This window comes from Microbacterium paraoxydans (assembly GCF_020524545.1).
Taxonomy (GTDB): domain Bacteria; phylum Actinomycetota; class Actinomycetes; order Actinomycetales; family Microbacteriaceae; genus Microbacterium; species Microbacterium paraoxydans_C.
On sequence record NZ_JAIVLG010000002.1, the window covers coordinates 503666 to 518192 of the forward strand.

A 14527-nucleotide genomic window follows, 5' to 3' on the forward strand; every position below is an offset into this window, starting at 1 on the left:
CTCCGTCCGCTCGGGCGCTGCCGCCGGGGTCAGTGCCCGCAGGTGCAGGTTTCCTCGCCGCAGCAGCTGCCGGACGAGACCGCATGCGCCTGTGAGGATTCGGGCACATCCATCGCGGGGTTCTGGTCGAGGAAGCCGTTGGGCCTGAACCGGAACCCGGCGGTGTCGACGGGCATGATCGGCCAGTCTTCCGTTCGCGGGAAGTGGGTGAGACCGAAGGTGTGCCACAGCACCATGTCCTCGCCGTCGATCGACCGGTCGCCCGCCGTGTACGCGGGGAGTCCGGCACCGCCCTGGTGCGCGTTGGGGTACCGGCCGGCCGGCCAGATCTGCCCCTGCTCGTAGCGCGTCGCCCAGAGATGCTTGGTCGCGAACGCGGCGCGCGCGGCGACCGAGGACTCCGGATCGGCCATGAGAAGCGCGGTGGGCTCCGGGACGAGGTGATACGCGGTCGGCCGCCCGACGTGATTCGTCCGCGACGTGCTCTGCACCTCCCAGACGCGCGCGACGGAGGTGTCCGCGTCGCGCTGCGCGGCGGACTCGGTCGTCAGCGTGGTCTCGGACCAGCTGAACGCATTGCCGAACGGGTTGCCCGGCCCCATCGGCACGCGCTGCGCGTCGACCTCGACGAGCCTGTTCCGGTCGCCGTCGATCGCCACGTCGAGCCGCGCGCAGAAGAGGTGCTGGTGCACGGGGGCGAAGACGCCGGGAGCGAGCTCGGTCGCGTGCCTCTGCCGGACACCGGGCTCGCCGCCGCCCACGAACACGATGCCGGTGGCCTTGGCGACGACCTCGATCGAACCGTCCAGGCCGAAGTACCAGTAGAAGCCGTAGTCGTAGTTGCCGATCGTGGAGAAGTACGACACCACGAACCGGCGGGACCGGCGCACGTCGGCGCGGCCTGCGAGGTCGGTGTGCTTCCAGAGGATCCCGTCGTCCTCCTCGTGCATGCAGACCACGTTCGGGATGCGCACCGGGTTGCCGTGGTCGTCGGCCACGTAGCCGTCGAGGTAGCGGATCACGCCGAGGCAGTCGCAGCCGAGTTCGAGGTGGTTGGCGTTCTTGCCGAGCAGGTACTCGCCCGCATCGAAGTAGCTGATCCAGAACCGTCCGGGAGCCGTGTCGCCGTAGGGGACCACCATCTCGGGAACGCTGGCGCGGCTGAGGACCGAGCGGTCCTGGAACGTGACGTCGTGCAGCACGAGTCCCTCGCGGGCGTTGAAGTCGACGCGCATCGCCCAGCCCTCCCACTCGACGAGCGAGCCGGTCACGGTGAAGCTCGGTCCCTCCGGCTGCGTGATCTCGATGGGCTTGAGCGAGGTGCGCGCTGCGCCCTGCACCTCGGGGTAGTAGTTGCCGTGGCCCGCGGGAACGGGCACATCTGCGTGGTCCTCGACGCGGATGACGCTGTTCGAGGTGAGGTCGATGTGCACGACGAGGCCCTCGACGGGGTGCGCCCACGGTGAGTCCTGCTCGTCGTACTTGAGGAACGTGAGCGAGCGGATCACGCGGCGACCGACTTCATCGGCGCGGCCGGTGTAGCCCGGGGCGAGCGGTCCGCAGAAGGCGAGATCCATGTGCTCGGCGAGGCCGCGTCGCGTCATCGCCGCCTGCCATTCGGGGGAGGCCTTCGCGATAGCCTCGGCGCGCTCGTACTCCTCGAACAGGTACTGCGGCTGGCCGTAGGGCGGCACATCGTTCGGCACGCGTTCGGTGCGCACGACTTCGCTGCGGGTGATGGAGACGATGGCCTCGGTCGCCACGCCGGTCGCCGTGTCGAGCAGCGTCACGTCGACGCGGCGGTCGATGGGGGAGCCGGGGCTCCACGCGGCGAGCTCCTGCCTCGTGGGCTCATCGGGCAGCAGCATCGGGACGCGGGTGGTCCCGGTCAGGAGTCCGGCCGCATCGAGGACGGCTCGAGCGGCGGCGATCTCCTCCCCCGAAAGCGGATCGTGCGGGTGCGGGGCGGCGATCTTCTCGAGGGAGACGGGCTGCGGTGCGTGGTGGGACATCATCGACCTCACTATTTTCGAGCAGATGCTCAATAAACGGGTTGCGACGATGATACGACGGCGCACCGGAGGTCCACAACCACCGCTTCCTGGGCTCAGGCGCGCCAGGGGGCGAGGACGCCGTCCAGGACGGCGAGATGCGCCGCCGCGGGCTGGGGTTCGGTGACCTCGACGATCTGCTGCCCGTACGTGATCGAGCGCAGCAGCGCCATCACGGCCTCGGTGGGGGTGTCGGCGCGCAATTCGCCGTCGTCCACGGCTTCGGTGAGGGCGAGTCGGATGCTGTCCTGCCACGTCGCGAGGGTCGGGGCGCCGGCGTCCGGAGTCGGTGCGAGGGCTGCCAGGCGCCCCCAGAAGCCGACGACCACGTGTGCTTCCGTGCGGGTGTCGTCGTCCAGCGGAAGGACCTCGCGCATCAGCGCGTGCAGCCGGGACAGGCCCCGGAGGCCCTCGGTGGCGGCGGCGATGCGCGTGTCGGTGCGGCGCGTCACCTCGGCGGCGGCGGCACGCACGACCTCGTCGAATCCGTCGAAGTAGTGCCAGAGTGAGCCGGTCGCGACGCCGAGTTCTTTGGCGACGGCGCGCGAGGAGACGCTCTCGTGCCCGTCGCGGGCGGCGACGGCGAGCAGCGCCTCGGCTATCTGCCGGCGGCGCTCATCATGGTCGACGATGCGGGGCACGTGCCCATCTTGTCGCATCGGTGCCGGGTCTAGCGTTATTGAGCGATCGATCAATATACTGCCCGGGTGGAGATCCTCCTTCCCGCAGCACCGTGGCTGATGGCCGTGGCGGCGATCGTCGCTGCGATCGCCTGCATCGGTGCGTGGCGTGCGGTGCCGTGGCAGGGACGGCAGGCGGCCCTGATCATGGCGGCCGCGATGCTGGCGCTCGCGGTCTCGCCCGGCGACGCGCTCGTGGGACTCCTGCTCGGGGCGGTGCTGCTGGTCTCGTCGATGCTCGGAACGATGGGCGTTCGCGGCACTCCTGCGGCCGCTGCCTGCTGCCATCGCGCACTCGGATCGCTCGTGATGGCCGTCTGCGCGTTCCAGAGCGCGTCGACGGGCGGGGTGCCGTCGGCAGGCGCAGGCGCAGGCGCGGAGATCGCGGCATCGGGACACGGTGGGCACGGGATGAACGGCGTCCTCTCCGTCGTGATGCTGGTCGGGGTGGCCGGGGTCGTCGTGTGGACCGTCGTCGTGGAGTGGTTCGTGCCCTCGGTGCATCGCGGCAGGACGGCGCGGTTGCTGGCCGCGGAGTCGTGGGCCATGGCAGCGGGCGTCGCGGTCATGTGCCTGGGGTTCTGAACGCAGCGGGACGCGTGTGCGTTCCGGTACGGTGGCCGGATGCCCCTCGCTCTGATCACCGGCGCTGCGCGGGCGAACAGCATCGCCGCCGGCATCGTTCCTCGTCTGCGTGCGGCCGGATGGACGGTCGTGACCAGCGATCTCCACGACGCCGACCACCTCGCCGACCTCTCGACCCCCGACGGCCCCGGCGCGCTCGTGGACGCGGTGGTCGCCGCCCACGGGCCCATCACCGCGCTCATCCTGAGCCACGCCCACGATGTCGAGTCCGGCATCCTCGACACCACCGCGGCGAGTTTCGACACGCACGTCGCCGTGAACGCGCGGGCGAGTCTGCTGCTGATCGCCGCCTTCGCGCGCCAGGTCGGCGACGACGGGGGAGCGATCCTTGCGCTCACCAGTGACCACGTCACCGGGAACCTGCCCTACGGCGCATCGAAGGGCGCGCTCGACCGGCTCGTGATCTCGGCGGCGCGTGAGCTCGGTCCTCGCGGGATCTCCGCGAACGTGCTGAACCCGGGACCGATCGACACCGGCTGGATGGACGACGGGACGCGGACCTCGCTCGGGGCGATGACCCCTCTGGGGCGGTTGGGACGCCCGGCGGATGTCGCGGCGGTCGTGGAGTTCCTCGTGTCGGATGAGGGGCGCTGGATCTCCGGTCAGCTGCTCCAGTCGGACGGCGCGTTCTCGGCGCGCTACTGAGGGCTCTCCTCACTGAGGCGCTGCGGCGGGCCGCACGAACGCCCAGGCCGCGACCGCGGCGCCAGCCGCTGCGAGGGTCATGGTGACGGCCATCGTGACCGCGTTCGTACCGCCCACTCCGGCGGCGAGGGGCGCCACCACGGGCCCGAACAGGAACGTCGCCATGCCCAGCAGCGCGGAGGCCGTGCCGGCGCGGCTGCCGTGGTGCGCGAGGGCCAGGGTCTGACCGTTCGGGCCGCCCGCGCCCGAGCAGAGCATGAAGCCGATGAGCGCCGCGATCACTCCGTAGACCCCGGTGCCGGTCAGCGTCAGCACGAGGAAGGTCGTCGTGGCGAGCAGCGTCGCCGTGATGCCGCCCAGATACACGCGCAGCGGTCCCCACCGCCGCACGACGAGCCGGCTGGTCTGGCTGCCGACGATGCTCGCCAGCGCCCCGGCCGCGAACGCGAGGCTGAACGTCTGCGGCGTGAGACCGAACTGATCCTGCAGGACGAAGGAGGACATCGACAGGTAGGTGAAGAACGCGACGCCGCCCCCCGCGGCCGCGCACAGCACCGCGATGAAGAGCCGGTCCCGGACGACGGCACCCGCATGACTCCGCAGCACCACGAGGCCGCCGCCGTGGCGCTGCGCGGTGGGCAGCGTCTCGGGCAGGGCGAACACGACGATGAGGAGCAGCACGACTCCGACCGCGCTGAGCACCCCGAAGATGCCCCGCCAGTCCATGATGCGGGCGAGCTGTCCGCCCACGACCGGAGCGATGATCGGCGCGGTGCCGGAGACGAGGAACAGCAGCGACAGCATCCGTGACAGCTCGACGCCTTCGAACTGGTCTCGTGCGATGGCCAGGCAGATCACGATGCCTGCCGAGCCCGCGAGTCCCTGCAGGAAACGGGCGATCAGCAGCAGCTCGATGTTCGGGGCGAGGGCGCACACCAGCGACAGCACCGCGAAGGCCGAGACGCCGACCATCAACGGCAGCCGTCGTCCGAGTCGATCGCTCAGCGGCCCCGCGACGAGCTGCCCGAGGCCGAGACCGATCATGCACGCCGACATGGTGACCTGTGCCAGAGCCTCCGTCGTGCCCAGAGACGCGGCGAGCTGCGGCAGCTGCGGCAGATACAGGTCCATCGACAACGGCCCGAATGCCTCCAGCATCCCGAGCACCAGCATCGCCCGCAGTGCGCTCATACGCGGTCGAGCCGGTTCCTCGGGAACGGGGAGACTCATCCGCCGAGGCGCAGGATGCGGCGCAGCCAGCTCTCCCGCGCGGCGACGGCGGCCTTCGAGACCTCGGCCTCCGGCGAGAACCCAGAGAAGCCGTGATAGCCGCCGGCCCAGACGTGCAGCTCCGCCTGTCCGCCGGTCGCCCAGATGCGCAGGGCGTAGTCGACGGCTTCGTCGCGGAACGTCTCGGCCGCACCCACCTCGATGAATGCGGGTGCGAGGCCGGCGAGGTTCGTGGCGCGGGCGGGCGCCGTGTACGCGGAGACGCGATCGGTGAACCGGTCTTCCCCGGCGATGGCATCCCACGCGGTGTCGTTGTTGTTGCGGTCCCACGCGCCGAAGCCGTCGTACTGACGACTGGATGCGGTCTCGTTGCGATCGTCGAGCATCGGACAGCCGAGCAACTGGCCGGCCAGGCGCGGACCGCCGCGATCCCGGGCGATCAGGGCGACGGCAGCCGAGAGGCCCCCACCCGCGCTCATCCCCGAGGCGATGATGCGGTCGGGATCGATGCCGAGTTCCTCCGCGTTGGCGGCCATCCACTCCAGTGCCGCATAGCAGTCCTCCGCCTGCGCGGGACCGGGATGCTCGGGCGCCAGCCGGTACTCGACGGCGACACCGACGACGCCGTGCCGCTCGGCGAGATCGATGAGCTCCGCGGTACCGAAGAACCGGGTGCCGAGCACCATCCCGCCGCCGTGGATCGACAGGACGGCGGGTGCGGGCACGGAAGCCGCGCGGGCCGGCCGGACGATCGTGATCTCGATGTCCGGCGCCCCGAGCGGTCCGGGGATGACCCGGTCCTCCCAGACGACCTCCCGCCCCGCGGCCTGTGCCGCCAGGGGCGGGATGATCGTCGCGAAGTGGGCGCGGTTGGCGTGGATCGTGTCGGCGCGCAGCGGGATGATCTCCACCATCCCGACGAAAGCGTCGAGGCCGGCGACGAGCTCCGGGTCGTACGGGACCGGCAACGGCGCGGTCATCGGTCCGCCCGCCAGATGCGACGCAGCCACGAGGCACGAGCGGCGAGAGCGGCGCGGGAGATCTCGGCCTCGGGCATGTACATGTCGAAGCCGTGTGCTCCGCCGCCCCAGACATGCAGCTCGGCCTGTCCTCCGGTCGCCCAGATGCGCAGGGCGTACTCGGTGTCCTCGTCGCGGAAGGCCTCGGCCTCGCCCACCTCGATGAAGGCCGGCGGGAGCCCCGACACATCGGCCGCGCGGCTGGGGGCGGCGTAGGCGGGAGCGTCAGGATCGAAGGCGAGGTCGTCGCCCAGCACGCACGACCACGCCAGCAGGTTCAGCTCGCGCTGCCAGGTGCCGATGCCGTCGTACTGGCGGCTCGCGATCGTGGTGTTGGTGTTGTCGATCATCGGGCACAGCAGCAGCTGCCCGGCCATGACCGGCCCCTGCCGGTCGCGCGCCATCAGGGCGACGGCGGCCGTCAGCCCGCCGCCCGCACTGCCGCCTCCGACGACGAGCCGCTCCGGGTCGATGCCGAGTTCGGCCGCGTGCTCGTGCACCCACACGAAGGCCGCGTAGCAGTCCTCGACGCCCGCGGGGTAGGGGTCCTCGGGAGCGAGGCGGTACTCGACGTTGACCGCGATGACCCGGTGCTCGTCGACGATGTCGACCACACGGCCGGTCTCCCAGGAGCGGTGGCCGACGATCATGCCGCCGCCGTGGATGTTGACGAATCCGGGGAGCACGTCGCCGCGCGTGCCGGTCGGGCGGAACACCGTGATCTCCAGGTCTGGTGCTCCGGGAGGGCCGGGTATGACACGGTCCTCCCACTCGATGTCGCGCCCGGCGATCACGGCGTCGTTGTCGGGGAACATCCGGTCGACGCCCTCGCGCGGAAGGGCGTCGCGGGTGAGGGCCGGCTGCGGGTTCTTCGCGAGCTCGTCGAGGACGGCCTGCACCTCGGGATCGAAGGGTACCGGGGTGACGGTCGGGTGTCCGGCGGCGGTGGCGGTCATGGTTCTCCTTGAGGATGGAAGAAGGAAGCAGCGGGTCAGGGGCCTTCGGGGGCGACGACCCCGCGATCGGCCCAGAACGGCTCGACCAGACGGCGCAGCTCATCGCCGCCGACCCGGTCGACCAGGGCTGCGGCGTCGAGGTTGGCGCGCAGCTGTTCCACGCTCGACGCACCGAACAGCGTGGTGGTGAGCGCCGGATGGGTGAGGGTGAACGCGATTCCGAGTTGCGCCGGTGAGACGTCGAGCGACGAGGCGAGTGCGGTGAAGGCGGGCACATCCGTGATGATCCGCTCGCGGATGTCGCCCGGGTCGCGGCCGATCTGCCGGTCGCCGTTGATCTTGCCGGCGAGCACACCGCCTTCGAGGCAGTCGGAGGCCTGCAGCGTGAGCCCCTGCTCCCACAACCGGGCGAAGGGGGCTCCGTCCGGGATCGAGCGCCGGGAGACGCTGTACTTCAACTGGGCGATCTGCGGTCCGGCGACTCCCTCTGCCGCGGCGAGGTCGATCAGGGACTGGATGCTCGACGCCGACCAGTTGTTCACGCCCCAGGTGCGGATGAGGCCCGCCTCGGTGAGTCGGGCGAGGTCGAGCACGAGGTCGCGGAGGTCGAGGTCGTCGCGGCGCAGGTCTCCCAGGATCACGAGGTCTGCGTGCTCCACGCCGACTCGCATCAGCGCGTTCTCGAGCTGGGGGCGAAATCCGTCGGCTCCGAACGCTTCGAGCCACAGCTTCGACGAGAGCAGCCAGTCGTCGCGTCGGAGGCCCGCAGCGCGCACCATCGCCGAGAAGATCACGTCGGTGAACACCGGCGGGGCGCCCGGGGCGGAGTACACGCCGACATCGAAGAGGTTCACGCCGCGATCCACGGCCTCACGGAGCATCGCGACCGCGTCGGCGAAGTCCATCCGGTCGTAGGTGTGCCAGGAGCCGAGCGAGAACAGCGCGGCGTCGATGCCGCTGCGGCCGATTTCGCGGCGGGGCAGGAGGGGAGTGGTCATGGAGTCCTCACAGTCTCGGGTCGATGACGGCTTTGACCTCATCGAGGTGGTGCATGTGGGCGATCTTCGAGGAGGCCTCGGCGAGGCCGACCGGGGTGCTGAAGAGGTCGTCCCAGGGGAAGCGATCGGCGAACGCGGTGAAGAAGTCGATCGCCCGGGAGTAGTCGGAGATGTCGCCGTTGAGTGAGCCGACCACCGTGAGCTCCTTGCCCATGATCGTGCTGAGCGGAAACCCGTCGCCCGCCGGGCCCGTGGAACCGACGATCGTGACCGTGCCGCGCTGGGCTGCCATCGCGATCGCGTCGGGTCCCACGCTCGGCGCGCCGGCGAAGTCGAACACGTGGTCGGCGCCGCGCCCTCCCGTGAGCGCCAGGACCTGATCTACCACCGGCCCGTCGCGGAAGTCGACGACGGCGTCGGCGCCGAAGCGCCCCGCGAGTTCCAGCCGCGACGCGGGGGCGCCCACCGTGATGACCTGGCCCGCGCCGGAGATCTTCGCGACGGCGGTGGCGAAGATGCCGAGCGCTCCGGCGCCCTGCACGACCACGGTCGAGCCGGGGCGGATGCGCCCTGCCCGCTCGAACGCCCGCAACACGGTCTTGGCCGCGCATCCGGCCATCGAGGCCCAAGTGTCCTTGACGGATGACGGGAGCAGCAGCTTGGCCGCCCTCGGGGTCACGTAGGCGTACTCCGAGAGTCCTGCCGTGGCGAAGGGAGGCACGTCGGATCGTTGTAGGAAGCCGTACCCGCGACGGGTGCAGGCCACGGGCTCGCGCAGCACCACGCAGCCGTAGCACTCGCCGCAGGTTGACTCGGACCAGCCGATGCGGTCGCCGGGGGCGAGGGGCTGGCCCAGGGCGTCCTTCGTGTCGGCGCCCGTGGCCACGATCTCCCCGACCATCTCGTGCCCGAGCACCATCGGGAGCATGCCGGGGAAGGTCATCCGGCCCTCCCAGATCTCGATGTCGGTGCCGCACAGCGTGGTGCAGGCGATGCGCACGAGCGCCGCGCCCGGTTCGATCTCGGCGGGGAGCGGCAGCTCCTGCAGGGTGAGCGGCTCGCCGTGCGCGGTGAGCACAGCGGCCGTGGTGCGGGTGGGGAGGGGCATGCGGTTCTCCAGTCGCGGGCGGGTGGCGGTGGGGCGGGTGGCGGATCGAAAAGGGGCCTCGGAGGGAGCGGGAGGGAGTGAAATCGATCCCGCGTCAGATCAGGAGCTGTCCGCCGTCGACGGGGACGGAGACGCCGGTGATGTGGCTGGCGGCGTCGCTCGCGAGGAACAGGACGAGCGGGGAGATCTGGTCGACCTCGGCGATGGAGCCGAGCGGGATGCGGGCCTCCCATGCCGCACGGGCTTGCGGGTTCGAGGCGAAGTCCGCGGTGAGAGGGGTGAGTACGGGCCCGGGGGCGACCGCGTTGACCCGGACGCCTGAAGCGGCGAGCTCGATCGCTGCGGTGCGGGTGAGGGCGTCGACCGCGGCCTTCGTTGCCTCGTAGTGCCCCAGACCCGGAGTGGGCTGTCGTGCGCCGATGGACGAGATGTTGACGATCGCGCCGCGGCCCGCGTCGGCGAGCAGCGCGCCGAACACCCGGAGCATGAGGAAGGTGCCGCGCACGTTGACCTGCAGGGCCGCGTCGACGACATCGACCGGGACTTCCCGCAGGGTGCCGCCGCCGGCCACGATGCCCGCGTTGTTGACCAGGACATCGATGCCGCCGTCGGCACGGAGCCGTTCGGCGGCGGCGAGGACGGAGGACTCCTCGCCGATGTCGAGGGTGAGCGCGGTGGCGCCGATCTCGGCGGCGACCGCCGAGGCGGCTTCCGCGTTCACGTCGCCGATGAAGACCTCGTCTCCCTGGGCGCGGAACGCGGTAGCGATGCCGCGGCCGAGGCCGGACGCGCCACCGGTGACCAGGATGCGGCGGGGGGATGCGGTCATGTTCGTCCTCACTGACGGCTGTTCTGACGGGATGCCTCCGTTATATTCTACAAACATAGAAAAACACAACCCCGTGTCCTGAGACGGCGAAGGAGTCTTCATGCTCGAAACGACATATCCCCGGAAGCCTCTGGATCCCCGCGGCGAGCCGGTGCCTCCGTTGGCGCTCGGATCGTGGAACACCTGGGATCGGATGGCGCCCGACGATGCGGTCGCGGTGATCCGTCGGGCGGTCGAGCTGGACGCCGGATTCTTCGACGTCGCGTACTACAACATGGGTCCGCACGCCGAGAACTCGAAGACCGACATCCTCTTCGGGCAGGCTCTGAGGGCCAGCGGCGTCGACCGCGATGACATCATGCTGTGCGGCAAGCTCTGGCTATGGGACTGGCCGAATCAGGGATTCCGGGCCCAGCTCGTCGAGTCGCTGGAGCGCGCCGGTCTCGACCGGTTCGACACCCTCGTCGTGGGCGACTACCTCGACGCTCCGGACCTGCCGCGCCTCGTCGCCGACGTGAACGAGCTGATCGCCGCGGGGCTGGTGGGCTCCTGGGGGATCAACAACTGGCGGATCGAGGACACGCGAGAGGCGCTCGCCGCTGCCGCCGAGCAGGGTGCGGCTGGTCCGGTGTTCGCGCAGCTGAAGTACGGGATCGCGCGCCGATCGATGGCGGAGGGGGGTGCCTATGGGTCGCTGTTCGCGGACGGGACCTTGACGCTCCAGGCCTCTGACGTGTTCGAGGGCGGCATTCTCGCCATCGGACGCACGCCCCAGCGGAAGATCGGTGCCGACGTGGGTGGTATCCGCGAGCAGATCGCCGCCGTGTATCCCGAGGTCGCGCGGGTCGCGGGAGAGTTCGGGGTGACGCCGGCCGCGCTCGGAGTCGCCTTCTGTCTGTCGAACCCCGCTACCGCGAACGTGCTGTTCGGTGCCTCACGTCTCGCGCAGCTCGAGGAGAATCATGCAGCGCTCGCCCTTGCGAGCGAGCACGGGGCCGAGGTGCGGGCTGCGCTCGCCGGATGCTGGGTCGACCGGGAAGTGCGGGCCGACGGGGCGTGGTGAGGAGGGCCGGGGGTTCTGGGGGATGCACGCTGCAACAGGAGGCGCGCCGCTCGCGTCGGACGGGCCGTTGACGACCCCGGCCGCAACCCTTGCGATATTCCGATATCTGATCGAACAAAACTTCTAATGTCACTCCGTTCTTCGGTAGAATCGGGTCATGTCGAAGTTGGCCGTGTTGCACGAGGCGATGTCCCGTCTCGATGCGGCGTGGGCTGACGCCGACGATTCGGAGGAGTTGTCGCGAGAACAGCTCATCGCGGTCGGTGTATCGCTCGGGGTGCTCCAGCGGCGGCTGGATGCCGTGCACGTCGAGGTGGCCGCGTGCATCGCCCGCGAGTCTCGTCCGGAGCTGGGGGCCGAGAGCCTCGCGAAGCAGCAGGGGTTCCGGAATCCGGCGACGCTGATCGCGGCGACCGTCGGGGTGTCGCGAGGTGATGCGACGCGGCTCGTGAAGGTCGGAGAAGCAGTCGCGCCGCGTGCTGACCTGCTCGGTGCGCCTCTGCCCGCGAGGTATCCGGTCGTGCGGGAGTCGCTCGGCGCAGGGCTGCTCAGTGCCCAGGCCGCGGCCGTCATCATCGCGCTCTTGGATCGATGCCGGGTCGCAGTGGGCGTGCTTCGAGTCGCTGAGGCCGAGCGCGTCCTGGTCGACCAGGCGGTCGGGCTTTCGTTGGACGAGGTGCGCAAGCTGGTCGTGCGGGCGGAGGCGTGGTTGGACCCGGACGGAGTGGAGCCGCGACTGGAGGAGCAGCGTTCCCGTCGATCCCTCATCATCCACGAGCGTGAGGGGATGGTGCATCTGAACGCGGTCCTCGACGTCGAGACGGCCGCCCCTGTCATGACCGCGATCCGCGGCTACGTGACGGCTGCGTTCGCCGCACGGAAAGATGCGGCCGTGCCCGACGCGCCCGACGCCGACCGTCGCACCGTGCCGATGCTGCAGGCTGATGCGCTCGCTGTGTTCGCTGCCCACGTGCTCGGCTGCGAAGCGAGGGTGCCGCTGGCTGGTGCGACGATCGTGGTGAGAATGGGCCTCGATGACCTCGAGGCCGACGCCGGCTTGGCAGTGATCGATGGGATCGAGCAGCCGATCAGCATCGGGGCCGCGCGACGGATGGCAGCCGGTGGAGGTGTGATTCCATGCGTGCTCGGTGCTGCGAGCGAAGTGCTCGACTGGGGGCGGGAGAAGCGCCTGTTCACCAGGGCGCAACGGTTGGCGTTGGTGGAGAGGGATGGTGGCTGTGCCATGTGCGGGTTGCCGCCGGAGATGACGAAGGCGCATCACATCCGGTGGTGGAGCCGTGACCGTGGGCCGACGGATCTGTCGAACGGGGTGCTGTTGTGCGAGACCTGCCATCACCGCGTGCATGACAACGGGTGGGAGATTCGCATCGATGGGGGCGGTTCGGTGGGGCGGGTATGGTTCATCCCGCCGGACTCGGTCGATCCCGAGCGCCGTCCGCGTCTGGGCGGGAGGGCGCGCTACGACTGGTTGCCTGAGCTGGTTGCCTGAGCTGGTTGCCTGAGTGGGCTCCGCTCTCGGAGGGCTCGCGCCGATCGCTGAGACCCCATGCCGCGATGCCTGCGCGCTCGGACAAGCCGGGTGCACCCCGAGGCATGAAGCGGCGCTGTATGGCGAGGAAATGCCCTTGCGCTCTTTTTCCACGCATGTAGACTAACCAGCACGACACATCGAAGTGACGTCGGATACGGCTTCCGGTCAGCGGCACCTCGACCCTTCTTCACCACCCCCTGCACCCGAGAGAAGGAACCATGAAACGAATGCCCCTCGCGCTCGCCGCGGCCGTCGCCGCGACCCTCGCGCTCACCAGCTGCAGCGGCGGCGCCACCCCCTCGCCGTCCGACGGCAGCGGGGTCGACAGCCCCGACGCCCTCAACATCGGGAACTTCCTCGACGTCACGTCGTGGGACCCCTCGCTCGCCGACATCGGCTTCGACGGTCCGTACCTCTCCGCCGTCTACGACGCCCTGATCGCCCTCGACGCCGACGGCGATCCGATCCCCTCACTCGCCACGGAGTGGACCGTCGCCGACGACGACCTCAGCATCGACCTCGACATCCGCACGGACGCCGTGTTCAGCGACGGCACGCCGGTCGATGTCGACGCCGTGATCACGAGCCTCGAGTACCTCAAGGCGGGTGCGCGCTCCGGCGAGGCCTACGTCAACGTCGCTTCCTTCGAGAAGGTCGACGACGACACCGTCCGCATCGCCCTCACGCAGCGCGACGACACGATCCTGTACTTCATGGGCCTCGGACGCAGCTACGTCGCCTCCCCGGCCGCCATCGAAGCGGGCACCTTGGGCAGCGAGCCCATCGGCTCAGGCCCCTACGTGCTCGACAGTACGACGAGCGTCGCCGGTGCGGAGTACCACTTCACCAAGACCGCAGACCACTGGGACGCCGACGCGTATCCCTTCTCCGAGCTCGCGATATTCCCGATCACCGACGCCACGGCGCGCCACAATGCCATGCTCAGCGGCCAGATCAACGTGCAGTACGGCGATGTCGCCAACCTCGAGCAGGCGGAGCAGCAGGGCTGGAACACCGCAGAACGCGTGTCCGGGTGGGCGGGGCTCGTCATCACCGATCACACCGGCGTCAAGAGTGAGCCGCTCGGCAAGCTCGAGGTGCGTCAGGCTCTGAACTACGCCTTCGATGGTGCCGCGATCCTGGGCGCCGTCGGCAGCGGAGCGGGCGTCGCCACCAACCAGGTGTTCCCCGACGGCGGACCCATCAACGATCCCTCCCTCAACGACACCTACGCCGTCAACATAGACAAGGCCAAGCAGCTGCTGGCCGACGCCGGCTACCCCGACGGCTTCGCGATCTCGATGCCGATGTCGCCCATCTTCGAGATGTGGAAACCCTCGGCCGAACAGGCGCTCAACGAGCTCGGCGTGAAGGTCACGTGGGACAACATGCAGATGCCGGACTACCAGTTGAACGCCCCGAACTATCCGATGTTCATCTCGTTCCTCGCCATGGACGGCAATGACGTCGCCACCGTCGCCCGCCAGGTGACCAGCGTGCAGTGGTTCAACCCCGCGCCCGACTACGCCGAGAACGAGGTCATCGCTCCGCTCGTGGAGAAGGTGCAGACCGAGCGCGGCGACGCGCAGACCGACGCCGTCAAGGAGCTCAACAAGGCCCTCGTCGACCAGGCGTGGTGGTCGGTCTGGTACCAGGCGAACAACATCTACTACACGGCGCCCGGCATTCAGCTGCAGCCCGTCGTGGGGATGATGTTCCCGACGCTCCGCTACATCACCCAGGGCTGATGC

General features: G+C 69.9%; 13 protein-coding genes. 5 read left to right on the forward strand and 8 right to left on the reverse strand.

Features of this window, described 5'->3' with window-relative positions:
* Positions 1-29: 29 nt before the first annotated feature.
* Positions 30-2015 carry a primary-amine oxidase gene (locus LC041_RS07025; protein WP_226532363.1) on the reverse strand — a complete coding sequence of 662 codons (1986 nt, stop codon included), beginning with the start codon at positions 2013-2015 and terminating at the stop codon, positions 30-32.
* Positions 2016-2107: 92 nt separating this feature from the next.
* Positions 2108-2692 (reverse strand): TetR/AcrR family transcriptional regulator, encoded by a 585-nt coding sequence (locus tag LC041_RS07030; RefSeq protein WP_226532365.1) that lies wholly within the window; start codon positions 2690-2692, stop codon positions 2108-2110.
* A gap of 66 nt (positions 2693-2758) precedes the next feature.
* Here LC041_RS07030 and LC041_RS07035 point away from each other — a divergent pair, with 66 nt between their 5' ends.
* On the forward strand, positions 2759-3316 hold the full coding sequence (locus tag LC041_RS07035; RefSeq protein WP_226532367.1) for a hypothetical protein: 558 nt from the start codon (positions 2759-2761) through the stop codon (positions 3314-3316).
* Between the two features lie 39 nt (positions 3317-3355).
* On the forward strand, positions 3356-4021 hold the full coding sequence (locus tag LC041_RS07040) for an SDR family oxidoreductase (protein ID WP_226532368.1): 666 nt from the start codon (positions 3356-3358) through the stop codon (positions 4019-4021).
* Between the two features lie 9 nt (positions 4022-4030).
* On the opposite strand, the gene LC041_RS07045 is transcribed toward LC041_RS07040, so the two are convergent.
* The 6 genes from LC041_RS07045 to LC041_RS07070 all read right to left on the reverse strand — a co-directional run bounded on the left by LC041_RS07045 (position 4031) and on the right by LC041_RS07070 (position 10161).
* On the reverse strand, positions 4031-5251 hold the full coding sequence (locus LC041_RS07045) for a multidrug effflux MFS transporter (RefSeq protein WP_226532369.1): 1221 nt from the start codon (positions 5249-5251) through the stop codon (positions 4031-4033).
* Complete coding sequence (locus LC041_RS07050; protein WP_226532370.1) at positions 5248-6231, reverse strand: alpha/beta hydrolase; 984 nt, start codon at positions 6229-6231, stop codon at positions 5248-5250. Before LC041_RS07050 ends, LC041_RS07045 begins: the two co-directional genes overlap by 4 nt.
* Positions 6228-7226, reverse strand: coding sequence for an alpha/beta hydrolase (locus LC041_RS07055; protein WP_226532371.1), 999 nt, complete (start codon positions 7224-7226; stop codon positions 6228-6230). The genes LC041_RS07050 and LC041_RS07055 overlap by 4 nt, the downstream gene beginning before the upstream one ends.
* 35 nt (positions 7227-7261) lie before the next feature.
* Positions 7262-8224, reverse strand: a complete 963-nt coding sequence (locus LC041_RS07060; protein WP_226532372.1) for an aldo/keto reductase — start codon at positions 8222-8224, stop codon at positions 7262-7264.
* A 7-nt stretch (positions 8225-8231) separates the two neighbouring features.
* Positions 8232-9332: a zinc-binding dehydrogenase gene (locus tag LC041_RS07065; protein WP_226532373.1), complete on the reverse strand. Its 1101-nt coding sequence runs from the start codon at positions 9330-9332 to the stop codon at positions 8232-8234.
* 94 nt (positions 9333-9426) lie between these two features.
* Positions 9427-10161 (reverse strand): SDR family NAD(P)-dependent oxidoreductase, encoded by a 735-nt coding sequence (locus LC041_RS07070; RefSeq protein ID WP_226532374.1) that lies wholly within the window; start codon positions 10159-10161, stop codon positions 9427-9429.
* Between the two features lie 100 nt (positions 10162-10261).
* On the opposite strand from LC041_RS07070, the gene LC041_RS07075 reads away from it, so the two are divergent.
* The 3 genes from LC041_RS07075 to LC041_RS07085 all read left to right on the forward strand — a co-directional run bounded on the left by LC041_RS07075 (position 10262) and on the right by LC041_RS07085 (position 14524).
* A complete protein-coding gene (locus LC041_RS07075; RefSeq protein ID WP_226532376.1) occupies positions 10262-11224 on the forward strand; it encodes an aldo/keto reductase in 963 nt (320 codons plus the stop codon).
* A gap of 157 nt (positions 11225-11381) precedes the next feature.
* The gene (locus LC041_RS07080) at positions 11382-12734 is read left to right on the forward strand and encodes an HNH endonuclease signature motif containing protein (RefSeq protein ID WP_226532378.1); all 1353 of its coding nucleotides are present in this window, start codon (positions 11382-11384) and stop codon (positions 12732-12734) included.
* Between the two features lie 260 nt (positions 12735-12994).
* Positions 12995-14524 carry an ABC transporter substrate-binding protein gene (locus LC041_RS07085; RefSeq protein ID WP_226532379.1) on the forward strand — a complete coding sequence of 510 codons (1530 nt, stop codon included), beginning with the start codon at positions 12995-12997 and terminating at the stop codon, positions 14522-14524.
* Positions 14525-14527 lie beyond the last annotated feature (3 nt).